General features: G+C 68.7%; 15 protein-coding genes. 5 read left to right on the top strand and 10 right to left on the bottom strand.

All coding sequences use genetic code 11. The features are described from left to right. The first annotated feature begins 265 nt into the window (after positions 1-265). Together ACV22Z_RS32210 and ctlX are read left to right on the top strand one after the other, a co-directional pair. Positions 266-1345, top strand: a complete 1080-nt coding sequence (locus ACV22Z_RS32210) for an ornithine cyclodeaminase (RefSeq protein ID WP_448080285.1) — start codon at positions 266-268, stop codon at positions 1343-1345. Between the two features lie 57 nt (positions 1346-1402). Beyond that, positions 1403-2347 (top strand): citrulline utilization hydrolase CtlX, encoded by a 945-nt coding sequence (gene ctlX, locus ACV22Z_RS32215; RefSeq protein ID WP_448080286.1) that lies wholly within the window; start codon positions 1403-1405, stop codon positions 2345-2347. A 127-nt stretch (positions 2348-2474) separates the two neighbouring features. Here the strand turns inward: ctlX and ACV22Z_RS32220 are convergent, their stop codons facing one another. From ACV22Z_RS32220 to ACV22Z_RS32230, 3 genes are read right to left on the bottom strand one after another with little or no spacing between them, the layout of a single operon-like run. Then, positions 2475-5231, bottom strand: a complete 2757-nt coding sequence (locus tag ACV22Z_RS32220) for an Hsp70 family protein (protein ID WP_448080287.1) — start codon at positions 5229-5231, stop codon at positions 2475-2477. A 5-nt stretch (positions 5232-5236) separates the two neighbouring features. Continuing rightward, a complete protein-coding gene (locus tag ACV22Z_RS32225; RefSeq protein WP_448080288.1) occupies positions 5237-7078 on the bottom strand; it encodes an Hsp70 family protein in 1842 nt (613 codons plus the stop codon). After that, positions 7075-7674 (bottom strand): DUF2760 domain-containing protein, encoded by a 600-nt coding sequence (locus ACV22Z_RS32230; RefSeq protein WP_448080289.1) that lies wholly within the window; start codon positions 7672-7674, stop codon positions 7075-7077. The genes ACV22Z_RS32225 and ACV22Z_RS32230 overlap by 4 nt, the downstream gene beginning before the upstream one ends. Positions 7675-7961: 287 nt before the next feature. On the opposite strand from ACV22Z_RS32230, the gene ACV22Z_RS32235 reads away from it, so the two are divergent. The 3 genes from ACV22Z_RS32235 to ACV22Z_RS32245 all read left to right on the top strand — a co-directional run bounded on the left by ACV22Z_RS32235 (position 7962) and on the right by ACV22Z_RS32245 (position 8984). Next, positions 7962-8153 (top strand): hypothetical protein, encoded by a 192-nt coding sequence (locus ACV22Z_RS32235; protein WP_448080290.1) that lies wholly within the window; start codon positions 7962-7964, stop codon positions 8151-8153. Between the two features lie 166 nt (positions 8154-8319). Further along, the gene (locus ACV22Z_RS32240; protein ID WP_448080291.1) at positions 8320-8613 is read left to right on the top strand and encodes a hypothetical protein; all 294 of its coding nucleotides are present in this window, start codon (positions 8320-8322) and stop codon (positions 8611-8613) included. Further along, positions 8610-8984, top strand: a complete 375-nt coding sequence (locus ACV22Z_RS32245; RefSeq protein WP_448080292.1) for a HepT-like ribonuclease domain-containing protein — start codon at positions 8610-8612, stop codon at positions 8982-8984. The genes ACV22Z_RS32240 and ACV22Z_RS32245 overlap by 4 nt, the downstream gene beginning before the upstream one ends. Positions 8985-9109: 125 nt before the next feature. On the opposite strand, the gene ACV22Z_RS32250 is transcribed toward ACV22Z_RS32245, so the two are convergent. From ACV22Z_RS32250 to ACV22Z_RS32280, 7 genes are all read right to left on the bottom strand, one after another. After that, positions 9110-10603, bottom strand: a complete 1494-nt coding sequence (locus tag ACV22Z_RS32250; RefSeq protein WP_448080302.1) for an aldehyde dehydrogenase — start codon at positions 10601-10603, stop codon at positions 9110-9112. Between the two features lie 109 nt (positions 10604-10712). Next, a complete protein-coding gene (locus ACV22Z_RS32255) occupies positions 10713-12152 on the bottom strand; it encodes an amidase family protein (RefSeq protein ID WP_448080293.1) in 1440 nt (479 codons plus the stop codon). A gap of 52 nt (positions 12153-12204) precedes the next feature. Continuing rightward, positions 12205-12585, bottom strand: a complete 381-nt coding sequence (locus ACV22Z_RS32260; RefSeq protein ID WP_448080294.1) for a cupin domain-containing protein — start codon at positions 12583-12585, stop codon at positions 12205-12207. A 73-nt stretch (positions 12586-12658) separates the two neighbouring features. Further along, entirely contained in the window at positions 12659-13951 is a 1293-nt protein-coding gene (locus ACV22Z_RS32265) for an NAD(P)/FAD-dependent oxidoreductase (RefSeq protein WP_448080295.1), read from the bottom strand. Between the two features lie 57 nt (positions 13952-14008). Then, positions 14009-15586, bottom strand: a complete 1578-nt coding sequence (locus ACV22Z_RS32270; protein WP_448080296.1) for a DUF3138 family protein — start codon at positions 15584-15586, stop codon at positions 14009-14011. 38 nt (positions 15587-15624) lie between these two features. Beyond that, positions 15625-16557, bottom strand: coding sequence for an ABC transporter permease subunit (locus ACV22Z_RS32275; protein ID WP_448080297.1), 933 nt, complete (start codon positions 16555-16557; stop codon positions 15625-15627). Next, positions 16554-17442 (bottom strand): ABC transporter permease subunit (locus ACV22Z_RS32280; protein WP_448080298.1); only part of this gene is annotated, 889 nt, incomplete at its 5' end. The genes ACV22Z_RS32280 and ACV22Z_RS32275, both read right to left, overlap by 4 nt.

Below are 17442 nucleotides of genomic sequence, written 5' to 3' on the forward strand. Positions count from 1 at the left end.
TTTCCGGTGAGTAGTGAGCGAGCTGCAAGCGTGCCGCGCGCCGCCGCGGTTGGCCAGCGCAAACCGGACACATTGCCTTATGCGACTGACATTCTGCTCAGTTTATCGATAAATCTGCCACTTTTGCTGGCTATTTGTTGGCTGGTGTCCCGGAAATAATGTCTGTATCGCGCGGCCCGCCGTGCCGCGCCCATTGCCTTGCACAGAACCGGAGTCGGCGCTCGCGCGCCAACACTGGTCGATACTCGATACAGGAGACAGACCCATGACCCGCTTCCTCGACGTTCCCGCCACCGCCCGCCTGATCGCCCAGACCGGCGTCACACGCTTTCTGAGCGAACTCGTCGACACGCTGCACGCCGATTACCTTCGCTGGGCAGAGTTCGACAAGTCGCCGCGCGTCGCCTGCCATTCGCGCGACGGCGTGATTGAGCTGATGCCGGTCGCGAACGCGTCGCTGTTCGCGTTCAAGTATGTGAACGGCCACCCCGTCAACGCGGCGCGCGGCATGCACACGGTGATGGCGTTCGGCGCGCTCGCCGAAGTCGATACCGGCTACCCGCTGCTGCTTGCCGAACTCACGCTGACCACCGCGCTGCGCACCGCCGCGACGTCGGTGCTCGCAGCGAAAGCGCTCGCGCGTCCGGACGCACGCAAGATGGCGCTGATCGGCAATGGCGCGCAAAGCGAATTCCAGGCGATCGCGTTCCATACGCTGCTCGGCATCGACGAGATCCGCGTGTTCGACGTCGACCCGCAGGCGACCGACAAGCTCGTGCAGAACCTCGCCGCCTATCCGGCGCTGCGTGTCGTGCGCGCCGCATCGACCGCCGACGCCGTGCGCGGCGCGGACATCGTGACGACCGTGACCGCCGACAAGGCGTACGCGACGATCATCACGCCCGACATGATCGAACCGGGCATGCACCTGAACGCGGTGGGCGGCGATTGCCCGGGCAAGACCGAGCTGCATGCGGACGTGCTGCGCGCGGGCCGCGTGTTCGTCGAATACGAGCCGCAATCGCGCATCGAGGGCGACATCCAGCAATTGCCGGCGGATTTCCCGGTGACCGAGCTGTGGCGCGTGCTGCAGGGCGAGACGAGCGGCCGCGACAGCGCGGACCAGATCACCGTGTTCGACTCGGTCGGCTTCGCGCTCGAGGACTATTCCGCGCTGCGCTACCTGTTCACGCTCGCGCAGCACCATAACGCGGGCGTCGAGATCGCGCTGATCCCGCCGGCCGTCGATCCGAAGAACCTGTTCGCGCTGATCGACGATCCGTCCGCGATCGCGCACAGCCACGCATCCTTCGTGACCGACGCCGTCGCCGCGTTCGCGCGCTGACCCGAGCCGGTGCCGCGTGCGCGCGGCACCGCCCTTTGCCCTTCGCTTCTGCTTGCGATGAACCTCGTATCGATTCAGGCGCCGGCCGCCGTCGTGATGATCCGGCCGCACCATTTCCTGCCGAACCCCGAAACCGCCGCCGACAACGCGTTCCAGCGCACCGCCGGCGCGCGCGGCGAACGCGACACGCACGCGGTGTCCGCCGCCGCGCGCGACGAAGTCACGGCCGCCGCGCAGACGCTCGCGGACGCCGGCGTACGCGTGCACGTGTTCGACGACCACGGCGAACGCGACACGCCCGACTCCGTGTTTCCGAACAACTGGTTTTCGACGCACCCGGGCGGGCACGTCGCGCTGTATCCGATGTACAGCCCGAACCGCCGCCGCGAACGGCGCGCGGACGTGATCGAGATGCTGAAGGCCGAATACCGCGTGCAGGACGTGATCGACTATTCGGGCCTCGAATACGACGACGTGTTCCTCGAAGGCACCGGTGCGATGGTGCTCGACCACGTTGCACGCATCGCTTACACCGCGCGCTCGCGCCGCGCCGATCCGGTCGGGCTCGAACGCTTCTGCACGCACTTCAACTTCGAGCCGATGTGCTTCGATACGGCCGACGCCGACGGCCGGCCGATCTATCACACGAACGTGATGATGAGCGTCGCGACCGAATTCGCGCTGGTCGGCCTCGATCTGATCAGTGATCCGAAGCGTCGCGACGAGATCCGGCGCCGCCTGACCGAGACGGGCCGCACGGTGGTCGCGCTCGACTCGTCGCAGATCGCGAACTTCGCGGGCAATGCGCTCGAACTGTCCGGGCGCGACTCGCGCGTGCTCGCGCTGTCGCGGCGCGCATTCGACTGCCTGAGCCCGCAACAGCGTGAGCTGATCGAGCGCTCGGCGCGATTGCTGCCGCTCGACGTGCCGACGATCGAACTGGCCGGCGGCTCGGTGCGCTGCATGCTGGCCGGGATTCATCTCGCGCGGCGGCAAGCTTGACGTTCCCCTGGTTGCGCCGGTGTCTGTCGTGGCCGGCGCGCCGCTTGTTCGCCATGCGGCAGGGGTATTCCGGCAAAAGCGGGGGCGCGTAGCCCGATGGACTGCGGCCGGATGGATGGCCGCCCTCTTACTCCACCAACAGCTTCAACCCCGCCGGCAGCGATTCGCCGAACACCCGCCCCGTGTCGGCCGCGTCGAGCTCGATGACCTCGCGCACCATGGCGATCCATGTCGCCGACACACTGGCCGCCGTGAGCCGCCGGACCACCGCGTCGCGTGTGTCAGGCGGCACATCGCGAGAGCGGTCGCCCGTCATCCGCGCGATCTGCGCCGCCGCGAACGCGGCCGGCTCCACCTGTTTCCAGTCGAGCGCGAACAGCGCATCGAGCCAGCCGCTCGCGACGTCGGCCGGCACCACGCCGTGCGCGCTGCCGTAGAACGGCCGGCGCGCACCGATGCGGCCGAGCGCCCACGCGCCGAGCGTGCGCTCGGCAGGCTTCTGCAGCAGCGCGATCAGCCGTTCGGCGAGTTCGATCTTGCGCTCGACCGGCAGCCGCTCGAGCGACGCGGACAACCGCGTCATGTCCGCGGGGCCGACCTTGTCGGGATCGAACGGCAGCTTGCGGCGCTTGCCGTCGGCGGGTTCGAGAAACGCGATTGCGTCGCGGACCTGCCCTTGCGCGTCGTCGTCGAGCCCGCCCGCCGCACGCCGCCACAGCGTCCACCACTCGGACCACACCTGCGCGTCGTTCACGTACTGGATGCCGTCGTCGAACAGCGGCCACAGCTGCTCGATGCGCCACGCATCGAGCGGATGCCCGAAGCCCGGACGCACGCAATAGCCGGCGAGATTCAGCCACGCGCGCTCGTGATCGGCCGACCGCCTTCGCCGTCGGGCACGCGCAAGCAGCGCATCGAACAGCTCGCGCGCGAGCGCGACGTCCCAGTCCTCGCGCGGGCCGAGCAGTTGCTCGAGCTGCGCGCGCAGCCGGCGCGTGTCCTTCGGCGTCACGTCAGACGCGCGGCTGCCGAACGAGCGGTCGATCAGCTCGATCGCCTGGTCGAGCCGCGGATGGCGCACCGGCGTGTCCGCGTCGCGCTGGGCAGCCGCATCGCCACGCAACTGGAATTCGAGCCGCCAGCGCGCTGCCGCATCGCCGGTCGCGATGCAGTGCATCTCGAGCGTGCCGACTTCGGTCAGCGATGCCGTGAGCTTCACGGGCATTTCGTGCGCGCCGCGCGCGTCCTGCCGTTCGACGACCGTCGCGATCGGCGGCAGGCGGACGAAATCGCCATCGCCGAGCGTGACGAGGTCGCCGGGCCGGTACGCGGTATCGGCCACCGTCGACACGAGGTGAAAGCGTACGGGCTGCCCGAGCTGCAGCGCGAACGTGCGCTCGTCGAGCCGGATCTCGTGGCCCTCTTCGGTGCCGCGTGGCAACAGGCACACGCCACGCTCTTCGGAACCACCGTCGTCGAGCACGAGGAAATAGCTGCGCGGCGAGCCGCCGCCGATGCGCGGCGCGTAGCCCGCGCGCGCGAGGCCGTACGCGACCGCGCCGCGCGCGACCGCGATGTCCGGCTGATCGTTGTGCAGCACGTTGAGCGGCTGCCCGCGCCACGCGCCGAGCGTCTGCGCGAGGCGGCCGGCGAGCGCGCCCGCGCGAAACACGCCGCCGTTGAGCAGCAGCGTGTCGGGCAGCGGGCCTTCCGCGTGCCGCGCGAGAAACGCCGCGACGTGCCGCGTGACGGCCGCATCGCTCGCATACGGCAGCCCGAACTCGACGATCGCGCTGCGCGTGCGGCGCGGCAGGTCGTCCGCCGCAACCTGCGGGAAGAAACCGTCGACGACGATCTGCTCGACTTCCTGCCGCGTCAGTTCCGCCGAGCGCGCGCCGCCGACGAGCCGGCTGCCCGCGCCGAGCAGCGTGACCGTGACCGCGTCGGGCGCATCGTCGCCGAGCAGTCGCTCCTTCGCCGCGCGGCAGCGCTCGACGAGCTGCGACAGGCTCGCGGCCGACAGCCGCGCGCCGGGCTCGGTCAGGCGCGTCTCGACGAGCCGCGCGAGCGCGAGGTCCATGTTGTCGCCGCCGAGCATCAGGTGATTGCCGACGCCGATCCGCGTCAGCGCGGGCTCGCCGTCGGCGCCGAGCGTCACGTCGACGAGCGTGAGGTCGGTCGTGCCGCCGCCGACGTCGCAGATCAGCACGCGCCGCGCATCGGCGAGCGTGTCGCGCAGCGACGCGCGGTGGCGGTACAGCCAGTCGTAGAACGCGGCCTGCGGCTCTTCGAGCAGCCGCAGCGCGGGCAGCCGCGCGAGACGCGCAGCCTCGACCGTCAATGCGCGCGCGCCGTCGTCGAACGACGCGGGCACCGTGAGGATCACGTCCTGCTCGGCGAGCGGCGCGTCCGGGAAATGCGCGTCCCACGCGTCGCGCACGTGCGCGAGATAGCTGGCGCTCGCATCGACCGGCGACACCTTGGCGACGCCTTCGGCCGCGCCCCATGGCAGGATCGGCGCGAGCCGGTCGACCGACGCATGCGACAGCCAGCTTTTCGCGCTGGTCACGAGCCGGCCCGGCACCTGCGCGCCGAGCGTGCGCGCGAACCGGCCGATCACGGCCGGCGGCGCGGCGGCGGCGGTTGGCGAACCAGCCGAGCCACCCGCCTCGACAGCCTGCCACGGCAGCCGCAGGCTGTCCGGCGCGAGTTCGCCGGGCGCCGGGTGATAGCGCACCGACGGCAGCAGCGGCTGCGCGCCGACCGCACCCGGCCCGACGAGCTGCTCGACGTCGAACACGCGGATCGCATCGGCGCCCGCTTCGACGTACGCGACGACCGTGTTGCTCGTGCCGAGGTCGATGCCGACCGTATAGCGCTTCATCGCGCTCAGGCGGCGCCGCGCACGTCGAACTCGACCTTCCAGCGCTCGTCGGTGCCGCTCGGGATCGCCTCGAGCTCGAGCGTGCCGGCTTCGGTCACGCGCGCGTGCAGCTTCACGGGCACGATCTCGCCGACCGTGCGGCCGTCAGCCGGCAGCGTCGCCTGGATTTCCTCGAGCTCCTGCAGCTCCTCCGGCGACCAGTAGTCGAGCAGCGTGCCGACCTGGTCCTGACGGCGCACCGACGAACCGAAGAAACGGAAATGCACAGGCTCGCCGACCACGAGGCCGAATTCCTGCGGCGGCAACGCGGCATTCGTGCCTTCCTCCATCCCGAACGGCGCGACGCACAGCGCCTGCACCGGCGGTTCGAGCCCCGGTACCGCGGGCATCGCCGATTCGACCGCGACGTAGAACGCACGCGCCGTGCCGCCGCGGATCCGCACGCCGCGGCCACGCTTCACGAAGCCGTAGTACGCGGCGCCGCGTGCGACGGCGAGATCGAGGTCCGCGCCTTCGAGCAGGCGTGCGGGCGCCGAACCTTCCGACGCAAGCCAGCCGTTCAGCGTGTCGAGCACGCGCTGCGTCAGCAGCGACGACTTGAACACGCCGCCGTTGAACAGCACCGCGGTCGGGTGCAGGAACGTCGCGCCTGCCGGGAGCGCGTGCTCACCGCCTTCGAGCGTGTCGAGCGCCGCGACCTGGCGGCCGAGGAACGCCGCGAGATGGCGCGTGATGCCAGCATCCTGCGCGTACGGCAGGCCGAGCTGCGTGAGACCGACACGCGCGCGGCTGATCGGGCGCGCGGCCGCGTCGACCTGCGGGAAGAAGCCTTCGAGGATCGTCTGCGTGAGTTCCGCGCGGGTCAGCTCGGTGCGGATCGAACCGCCGATCAGCTTCGAGCCGCGGCTCGGCACGACGAGCGGCACCGCGTCGGTCGACGGGTCGGACAGCAGCGTCTCCTTCGCGGCGCGGCACGCGTACGTGAGCGCGCGCAGCTGCCACGGATCGGCCTGCGTGCCCTGCTGCGCGAGCTTGCGCGCGACGACGTGCGCGAGCGCGAGATCCATGTTGTCGCCGCCGAGCAGGATGTGCTCGCCGACCGCGACGCGATGCAGTTCGAGATTGCCGTCGCGCTCGACCACCGCGATCAGCGACAGGTCGGTCGTGCCGCCGCCGACGTCGACGCACAGGATCAGGTCGCCGACCTTCACCTGCTTGCGCCAGCCGCCCTCGCTCTTCTGGATCCAGCTGTAGAGCGCGGCCTGTGGCTCCTCGAGCAGCGTCATCCGCGCATAGCCCGCGGCGCGCGCGGCCTCGGCGGTCAGTTCGCGCGCGGCCGGGTCGAACGACGCGGGGATCGTGACCGTCACGTCCTGGTCGGCGAACGGCGCGTCCGGATGCGCGTGGTCCCACGCTTCGCGCAGGTGCGTCAGGTAGCGGATCGAGCTTTCGAGCGGCGACACGCGCGACACCTCGGGCGGCGCGTCGCTCGGCAGGATCGCCGCGCGGCGGTCGACGCCCGGATGGCACAGCCAGCTCTTCGCGCTCGACACGAGGCGGATCGGCGTGCCGGCGCCGCGGCTGCGCGCCATCTCGCCCACCGCGAAATTGCGCGACGTGGACCACGGCAGCGTCAGGTCGCCCTGCGTCAGCTCGCTTTCATGCGGCAGGTAGAGGAACGACGGCAGCAGGTCGCGCGATTCGAGCGCGCCGGGCGCGGTCAGCTGTGCGATCGACAGCACCTGCTGCGCAATTTTCTCGCCGTCGCTTGCTGCCGTGTCGACGTACGACAGCGCGCAGTGGGTGGTGCCGAGGTCAATACCGATCGAATAACGGGAATCGCTCACAGTTCCACCTCCGCCGGTGCGACCACGGACGCATCGTGGCTGCCGGTCAGCTTCGGCAGGCGCACGTCGGAAACACGCCAGCCGCGATGGCTGACGATGCCGGAGAACGGCGCCGCGCCGACGACGTTACCCGTCACACGCACGGCCGTCGCGTCGAAGCCGGCCGGCAGCGTCACGCGGCTGCCTTCGGCCTCGTCGCGCACCGGGACGATCGTGAAGTGCTCGCGCAGCGCCGAACGGCAGCCGTCGTGCACGAGGCGCGCAGCCGCGCCGATATCGGCGTCCGCGTAGCCGGCGATGTCTTCCTCGACGAAGTCGATGAAGCGCGCATCGCGCTGCAGCAGGCCGAGCAGTTGCAGCGCGGCCTGCGGGCTCGCTTCGCGCAGTTCGGGCGCGGCGGCTTTCACGGGCGCGGGTGCGGGTGCGGGTGCGGGCGTCGGCACGGGTGCGGCGGCGGGCGCCGGCGGCGCGGCAACGGGCGCGCCGTCGCGCACGCGCAGCACGCCGGCGGCGAACTCGCGGTTGCCGAGCACGGAGAAGAACGTGCCGACGGCAAGCGACAGCCGGCCGAAGAAGGACAGGTTGGATTCGGGCATGTGGCTTGGACTCCTGTGGGCTCGCGACGTGGCGAGCAAGCTTGTCTGGGCGGCGGGCACGGGGCGCGCGGACACTCGCGCAGCGCCGGCCGGGCGCGCCATTCCGGCCCCCTCGCGGGGGCGCAAAACCCGTATTTTGCCCTGTGGCGGGCGAACGGTGCGGAAGTTGGGGGACAGAACGGCCGGCGGCAGCGAAAAAATGGGCTGGTCAAGCGTCGCGGGAATGGCCCTGGGCCAGGCAATCCGTAGCGAAATCCGGCGCATGCCGCAGCGGCCACGGAACCTGGATGCCGTACCGCAGTGCAACACGGCGTGCGTGCGGCAAGTGGATAAGCGATGACGTCGACGCCCGGGCCGCGAGCAAGCACAAGCACTTCCATATCGTCGAAGGCGCGAACCGCATGTCGATGTACGACGTGCCGCGGTATGTGGATGAAGCGGTGGCGACGCTCGCGGCGTTCGTCAAGGAAATCCGGTGAGGCGGGGAAAGGCGCCGGATGACGCTGCACCGGTAGACGACGGCTGCGACCGGTCTGGCCATTCGGCGGACTGGTCGATTCTGTCAGGGCTGCTCATAATCGAACCGTCAGCACAACTCTGACACTTCACATCGAGTTCGACCGAGAAACCCTGACAGGAGCGAAGATGCCCATTCCAGTCGCGTTGTTGCGCCAACATGCCACCGCTATCCGCGAGATCGTGTCGGCACGCCGTTTCACGAACCCGCGCGTCGTCGATTACGACGACCCCGACTACGATGTGACGCTCTTGCTCGAGCCGGTCGGAGACGTGTCGCTCTTCGATATCAGCAGGGTGATGATCAACATCGAAGAGAAGCTCGGACTGAAAGCGTTCGTCGTGACAGACGACGATTACGACATCACGGTGCAGCGTCGCGGCTTCCGGCCGCCGATCAGCCCGCTGCCGGAAAACGAATGAGGACGGGTATCGAGTTTTGCGGCGACATCCCGTTCTCGATCGAATGCATCGCGCAGTACCTTGGAACACAGCTGGCTCGCGGGTTCGCTGGTTTCGTGCGGAAAGAGCAGGACGCAGCGTGTTACCGTCTGCTGATCATCGGCGAAGCGTCCAAGCGCCTGATTGCGCGCCACCCGGACGGCATCGAGCAGGTATCGACGAAGGAATACGATCTGCTCGCCAACCTGACGGAGGCCGCGAGGATGCGCGACCGGATGATCCACCGCTTCTGGGATACCAATTACCGCACAGTGTTTGAGACAATCTGTAACGATTTGCCGAAGCTCAAGGGCTACATCAATCGTCTCGGCGCGACCCTGACACACGCCTGATCCCGCGGCGACACTTCGCGCTGGAATGCACTGACGGACTTTTCTGCATCTTCGCCTGCACCTGGCCGTTCGATCCTTTCTCAATGATCGAACGGCCAGGTTTCAACGGCGTCGTCGGCGTCGCCCTACCGCAGCCGAACGATCGTCGACTTCAGCTCCGTGTACTTGTCGAGCGCGTGCAGAGACTTGTCGCGGCCGTTGCCCGACTGCTTGTAGCCGCCGAACGGGAAGCTCATGTCGCCGCCGCCTTCGCCGTAGCAATTCACCCAGACGGTTCCCGCCCGCAGGCGCCTCGCCACCTCGTGCGCCGTCGTCAGATCGCCCGACCACACCGCCGCCGCGAGCCCGTATTCGGTGTCGTTCGCGATCCGCACCGCATCGTCGACATCATCGAATTCGATCACCGACAGCACCGGCCCGAAGATTTCCTCGCGGGCCACTTTCGCATTCGGCCTGACTTCGAACACGGTCGGCTCCACGTAGAAGCCGCCGGTTTCCTCCCGAACCCGTGCGCCGCCCGTCACGAGCCGGCCTTCTGCGCGCCCTGCGGCGATGTACCCCATCACGCGATCGAGCTGCACGTGGTCGACGATCGCCCCCATCGTCACCGACGGATCGAGCGGATGCCCGGGCGCATAGGCTCGCGCAGCATCAACGACGCGTGCGACGAACGCGTCCTTGATGTCGCGATGCACGAGCAAGCGCGAACCCGCGGTACACACCTCGCCCATGTTGAAGAAGATCGCGTCGGCCGCCGCCTTCGCCGCGCGATCGAGATCGGGGCAATCGGGCAGCACGATGTTCGGCGACTTGCCGCCCAGCTCGAGCCACACGCGCTTCAGGTTCGATTGCGCGGCGCAGGCCATGATCTGCTGCCCGGTGCGCGTCGAGCCCGTGAACGCGATGCAGTCGACGTCGCGATGCAGCGCGAGCAGCCTGCCCGGCTCGGCGCCGCCCGGCACGACGTTGAATACGCCGGGCGGCACGCCTGCGTCATGCGCGAGCCGCGCGACGCGAAGCGCGGTCAGCGGCGACTTCTCCGACGGCTTGAGCACCACGCTGTTGCCGGCGGCCAGCGCCGGCGCGAACTTCCACGCGGCCATCAGCAGCGGGAAGTTCCACGGCACCACCGCGGCGACGACGCCGACCGGTTCGCGCGTCACGAGCCCGACGAGATGCCGGTCGGCCGGCGCGACTTCGCCGCCGACCTTGTCGATCGCCTCCGCATACCATTCGACGCAATGCGCGGCGGCCGGCACGTCGATGGCCGTCGTGTCGCCGATCGGCTTGCCCGCGTCGAGCGTCTCGAGCAACGCCAGTTCGTCGAGATGCTCGCGCATCAGCGCGGCCCAGCGCAGCAGCACGGCCTTGCGGTCACGCGGATTCATGCCGGCCCAGACCTGCGCGTCAAACGCGCGGCGGGCGGCCGCCACGGCCGCGTCGACCTCCGCTTCGCCGCAATCGGCAACCTGCGCGAGCACACGGCCGTCGATCGGGCTCACACAGGCGAAGGTCCTGTCGTTTCGGGCGCCATGCAGCACGCCGTCGATGAATGCGCGCCCGTCGATGTCGAGCGACGCGGCCCCGGCCTGCCAATCTGCAAACGTTCTGTTATTCATCAGGATTCCAGCAAAAAAACGGTGGTTCATAAGTCGGCACTTGCCGGCCGGCATGCGGCATATCGACGAATCGGGCACCGCCATGCCGGCCTTGCGCACCGGTATCGGCTTACCCGGCGCGATGCATCGCCGTGCCGGCCACCGGATCCATCGGCGTAAAAATGCCCGCGCGCGCCTCGATCGCCTCGCCCGCGGCAAGGCACAGCGCCTCCTGGAAGCGTCCGGCGACGAGCTGCACGCCCGTCGGCACGCCATCTCGCACGCCGGTCGGCACCGACAGCCCAGGCAGCCCGAGCAGCGCGGTCGCAAGCAGAGGCCCCTGCATGTCGAGGATGTGGCGCACCGCATCGTCGCCGCGCTGGTCCGCATCGATCGCGAACGGCCGCGCACACGACACGGGCATCAGCAGCAGCGGATAGCGCGCGAAGAACTGCTGCCAGTCCCGCAGCAAACCGGTCCGCCGCGCAAGACCGTTCATGTAGCCGGCCATGTCGAGCGGTGCGGCCAGGCGGCGCTGGCTCGCGAACGCGGTCCGGATCGTGGCGTCGCCGTGCTGCATGATCACGTCGCCGAGCCCGGCACCCGCTTCGCTGGTCACGAGGTCCAGCCACAGCGCGCTGGCTTCGTCGACCAGCGGCGGCACGGCTTCCTCGACGATGCAGCCCGCGTCTTCGAGCCAGCGCGCGGCCTGCCTGATTGCGTCGACGACAACCGTGTCGGAGCAGACGCCCGGCAGCTCCGCACATACCGCGACGCGCGCAGGAAAGGCTGACGCTGGCGCGCGACCGACCGGCGCGACCGGCATCCACCACGCGTCGCGCGCATCGCCGCCCGCCATCGCATCGAGCGCGATCCGCAGGTCGCCGACCGTTCTCGCGAGCGGCCCCTGCACCGATGCGAGCTGCACCGCGAGCGTCCGGTCCTTCGCCTGCGTCGGGTTGTACGCGGGCACACGCCCGCTGCTCGGCCGCAGCCCTGCGACCCCGCACGCATACGCCGGATAGCGGATCGAGCCGCCGAGATCGTTGCCGTGCGCGATCGCGCCGATCCCGGCGGCGACCGCCGCCGCCGCGCCGCCGCTGGAACCGCCGGGCGTCAGCTGCGCGTTCCACGGATTCGCGGTGCGGCCATGCAGGTCGTTGTCGGTGAACCAGCGATACGAAAACGCCGGCGCGTTGCTCCGCCCGATCACGATCGCGCCGGCCTTGCGCAGGTTCGCGACGACCGGGCTGTCATCATGCGCGAGCAGATCCTTGAACGCGGTCACGCCGTTCGTGGTCGCGCACCCTGCCGTGTCGACGTTGATCTTCACCGTTACCGGCACGCCGTGCAGCGGGCCGACAGGCTCGCGCCGCGCAACCGCCGCATCGGCTTGCGCCGCCGCGTGCAGCGCGCTGTCGGCAAGCACGTCGACGATCGCGTTGATCGCGGGATTCACCTGCTCGAGCCGCTGCAGGCAGCTTCGCGTAAGTTCCGTCGACGACACGTCGCGCCGCGCGACGCGCTCGACCATTTCCACCGCGCTCAGGCGCCACAACTCTTGAGTCATCTGATGCTCCTCGTTGATCTCGATAATTGACGTAACCGGCCGGACCCGCACGCTACGCGAGCGAAGTTCCGGCCTGCGGCGCGTGCGATGCGTAGATCTTGCGGCACGCTTCGACGACTTCCCAGGTGCCGCGAAAACCCGGCGGAATCACGAAGCGATCGCCGGCGCGCAGCACGCGCTCGTTGCCGTCGCGGTCGCGCACGATCGCGACGCCGCTCAGCATTTCGCAGTATTCGGATTCGTCGTATTCGATGGTCCAGCGGCCGGGCGTGCATTCCCAGATGCCGCAGCTGAACTGCCCGCACGGGCTGATGTAGTGACGCGTGAGCGTCTGCATCGGATTGCCGGCCAGCAGCAGTCCGCGCGGCACGCGGCTCTGGATCAGCTCGGCCGGGTCCTGAATCAGGTCGACGAGATTCGTGATGTCCGTCATGTATGCCTCCAGCGTATGCAAAGTTCAAAGCGATTCGGATAGCGCGCGGCCGGAGCGGCCAGCCCGCGCTGGTTCACAGCACATCCATCATCCGGTGCCACGCCATCGCGAGCATCAGCATCGGCGTGCGCAGCAGCGATCCGCCCGGGAAATCGCGGTGGCGGATCCTGCCGAACAGGTCGAAGCGCGCAGCCTGCGCGTCGATCGCTTCCGCGATCAGCCGGCCCGCGAGCCCCGTGACGTTGACGCCGTGTCCGGAGAATCCCTGCGCGAAGTACACGGTCGGTTCGAGCCGGCCGAAATGCGGCGCGCGGTTCATCGTCGCGTCGATGACGCCGCCCCATGCGTAGTCGATCCGTACGTCGGCCAGTTGCGGAAACGTCTTCAGCATGTCGCGCCGCATCGCGGCGGCGAGATCGCGCGGCGTGCTCATCGAGCTGCTCGCCTTGCCGCCCCACAGCAGCCGGCGGTCCTTCGACAGCCGGAAATAGTCGAGCGCCGCATTGCAGTCGCAGATCGCCGCGCCGGCCGGCATCGCGTCACCCGCGCGCGCATCGCCGAGCGGCTCGGTCGCGATCAGGTACGTCGCCACCGGCATGATCTTGCGTGCCAGCGCCGGCGCGAGCCGGCCGAGATACGCGTTGCCGGCGAGCACGACGTAGCGCGCGTCGATATGCCCGCGCGCACACGTCACCTGATGACCGTGCGCGGTCTTGCGGACCGCTTGCGCACGCGTGTCCTCGTGGATCGCCACGCCTGCTTCGCGCGCCGCGCGCGCGAGGCCGAGCGTGTAGTTGAGCGGATGCAGATGGCCGCTGCCCGCGTGGTAGAGCCCGCCGAGGTAGCGATCCGACGCGACGAAGCGATGCATGTCGCCGCGCTCGATGTAGTCGTACGCGCGATAGCCGAAGCGCGACACGGCGGTATCGCGCCACGCGCGCAGCGCGTCGACGTGGCGCGGCTTGTTCGCGGCAGTCAGGTAGCCGAACGTCAGGTCGCAATCGATCCGGTGCTTTTCGACCCGCTGCCTGACGATGTCGACCGATTCGATCCCCATCGCCCATACGCGCCGTACGTCCTCCTCAGGCATGTATGACGAGAACGTATCGATGTCGCACGCATAGCCGGCAATCAGCTGGCCGCCGTTGCGCCCGCTTGCGCCCCAGCCGATCTTCGACGCCTCGACGAGCACGACCGAATGGCCGCGTTCCGCGAGCTCCAGCGCGGCGGACAGGCCCGTGAGCCCGCCGCCGATCACGCAGACGTCGGCGGAAACCGCCGCATCGAGCGGCGGGTGATAAGTGCGGTCGTTCGCGGTAGCCGCGTAGTACGACGGCACGTGTGCCTGGTTTTCGACTTTGAGCATGGATAGGATTCGCGAGCGGCACCGGCCCGGCCTTCGCGGCCCGGCGCCCGCCTCGCATCAGAACGAGTAGATGAGTTGTGTCGCGAGCAGGTCGTTCGACTTTCCATACGAACCGTCGTGACGCAGGAAGACCTTGTTGCTCGCCCAGTCGTGGCGATACTCGACCTTCACCGTCACTTGCTGCGTCGGATAGAACAGCAGGTCGAACGCGGCGGCCTGCCGGGTCGCCCCCTTGCATTCGAAGCCGACGCCGCCATTCGCCTTCGACATCGCCAGGCAGTCGGCGTCGATGCCGAAGCCGTTGAACGGATCCATGCCGTTGCCGTTCAGGCCGATCGACGAACCGCCGCCGCCGTTCTTGCGGTTGACGAGCAGGTCGTAGCGCACCGTCGCGCCCATGCGCCCGACCACCGGCAGGTTGAACTTGCGATGCGCGAGCAGCGACAGCCCGAACCATTGCGCGAGCCCGCCGTTGAACGCGCCGTGCTGCTGCTGGCCGTAGTCGAACTCCGCGTTGTATTGCGCGTCGGCCAGCGTATAGGTCGCATCCACTTCGCCGAAGAAGAACGCGCCGTAGGCGCTAGGCGCGTTGCCGCCGACGCCGTACCGTACGCTGCCCGTCGCCGGATCGAACGCGCTCGGCAACGTCTGACGGCCGATGTTGATCGAGCCGCCGACGTCGAGCGCGCTGCCGTGCATGTAATCGACGCGCGCGGTGACGGTCGGCACCTTGTTGCTCGTCGAGATCGGATCGCCGAACGCGTTCACGCCAATCTGCGTGACCGCGCCCGCGCTCCGGAACTGCTCGTTGCCGACGAAGAACTTCCATGCCCAGTGGCCGTCCGCGCTCTGGTAGTTGACGCCCGCGCCGATCGACGAGCCCGGATCGGAAAAGTCGTACAGCAGGTTGTGCGTCAGCGTGAGCATCTGGTTCGACTGCTGGTACTCGTAGCCGCCGAAGCCGAGCACGAGCCCGCCGACGAACGCGGTCGTGCCCGACAGCGGCACCGTGACGACCGCCGTGTTCACGATGTCGAGGCCGCTCGCGCCGCTGCCCGTCATCATCGACAGGCCCGCGCCGCGGTTCGGCATCAGCGTGATTTCCGCGGATGGCGCGGTCGGCCCGACGCCGAAGGTCTTCTTGATGTCGAGGAACACGTCGCCGAACGTGCTGTTGTAGTAGGTGTACGCGTTCTCGTGGTTCGCGAACTGGAACGACGACGTGCCCGCGCCGCGGTTATACAGGTAGGTCGGATCGAGATAGCCCGTGACCGACAGCCCCGCGATCGGGCCGGTGCGGGCCGCGTCGGTCAGCGCATCGACCTTCAGTTGCTGGTTCGCGACCTGCTGCTTCATCTCGGTGAGGTCGTCGTTGGTCAGCACCGCCGGGGCCTGGCCGTAGCCCGGCGACGATGGATCGGCAGCGGTCGCGCTCGCCGGCGCCGGCGCCGGGGCGGCAGCCGCGGCGACTGCGCCGGCAGGCTTCGCGCCGAGTTGCGCCTGCATCTCCTTCATCTGCTTTTGCAGCGCGACGATCTGCGCCTGCAGCGCCTTGATCTGCTCGCCGGTCGGGCTCGCGGCGGCCAGCGCCGGGAGCGCCCCTGCCACCAGCGCACAGAGCAACCTCTTCTTCATGGAAAGTCTCCTTGTGATGCGTCACGTCTTGTCGTTGGTCACTTCGATGGATGCGGTGCGGGGTCGGGCCGAAGGGCCGCGCTCGCCCGGTGCGCTGGCGAACGAGCGGCAGCGATCGGCTCGCCGTCCGGCTCGGACGCCGCGAGCCACGCGCGCGTGTCGCGCGCCTGCCTGCGCTCGCGGGCCAGCATCATGCGATTCACGACGACGACGCCGATCGTCACGACGGTGATGAACATCGTCGCGAGCGCATTCATTTCGGGGTTGAGGCCGAGGCGCACGCGCGAGAACACGACGAGCGGCAACGTGGTCGAGCCGGGGCCGGACAGGAACGCGGACAGGATCACGTCGTCGACCGACACCGTGAACGCGAGCAGCCAGCCGGACACCAGCGCCTGCGCGATCAGCGGCAGCGTGATCACGAAGAACACCTTCAGCGGCTTCGCGCCGAGGTCGAGTGCCGCTTCCTCGATCGAGCGGTCGAGCTCCTTCACGCGCGACTGCACGATCACCGCGACGAACGACAGGCACAGCATCACGTGGCCGATCCAGATCGTCAGCAGGCCTCGGCCGGCCGGCCAGCCGAACAGCTGCTGCATCGCGACGAACAGCAGCAGCAGCGAGATCCCCTGGATCACTTCGGGAATCACGAGCGGCGCGTTGATCATCGCCGCGTAGAACGTGAAGCCGCGAAAGCGCCCCATGCGGGCGAGCACGAAGCCGGCCCAGGTGCCGATCGCGACCGACGCGGTGGCGGTCAGCAACGCGATCTTCAGCGACAGCCACGCGGCCGTCAGCAGCTCGTCGTCGTGCAGCAGCGCGCCGTACCATTTCAGCGAGAAGCCCGACCACACGGTCACGAGCTTCGATTCGTTGAACGAATACACGACGAGGCTGATGATCGGGATGTACAGGAACAGGAAGCCCGCGGTCAGCACGCCGGCGGACAGGATGCGATTCGCCTTGATCATTTCCGGCCCTCCTCGTCGGCCCGGTAGTAATGGAGGGCCGCCATCGGCGCGAGCAGCACGAGCACCATGGTCACCGTCACCGCGGATGCCATCGGCCAGTCCATGTTGTTGAAGAACTCGTCCCACATCACGCGGCCGAGCATCAGCGTGTTCGCGCCGCCAAGCAGTTCCGGGATCACGTATTCGCCGACCGCCGGGATGAACACCAGCAGGCTGCCGGCAATGATCCCGTTCTTCGACAGCGGCAGCGTGATGCGCCAGAACGCGGACCACGGCGTGGCGCCCAGGTCGTAGGCGGCTTCGAGCAGCGTCAGGTCCATCTTCACGAGATGCGCGTAAAGCGGCATCACCATGAACGGCAGGTACGAATAGACCATCCCGATGTAGACGCCGGTATCGGTGTGGTACAGCCGCAGCGGCGCCGCGATCAGGCCGAGCGCCGACAGCGCGTGGTTCAGCAGGCCGTCGTCCTTCATGATCCCGATCCATGCGTACACGCGGATCAGGAACGACGTCCAGAACGGCAGCATCACGCCCATCATCAGCAGGTTGCGGCGCGCCGGCGCCGAGCGGGCGATGAAATACGCAATCGGATAGCCGAACAGCACGCACAGCAGCGTCGAGCGCGCGGCCATCTTCAGCGAGCTGACGTACGTGTTCAGGTAGAGGTCGTCGTTCAGCAACAGCGCGTAGTGCTTCAGCGACAGCACGACGTGAACCATGCCGGCTTCCACGCTTGTCAGTGGCGTATAGGGAGGAATGCCAAGCATCAGGTCGGCGAAGCTGATCTTCAGCACCAGCACGAACGGCAGCGCGAAGAAAATCGTCAGCCACAGGAACGGCACGCCGATCGCGACGCTGCGCCCGGACGGCAGCAAGCGCGCC

Source organism: Burkholderia sp. PU8-34 (assembly GCF_053427725.1).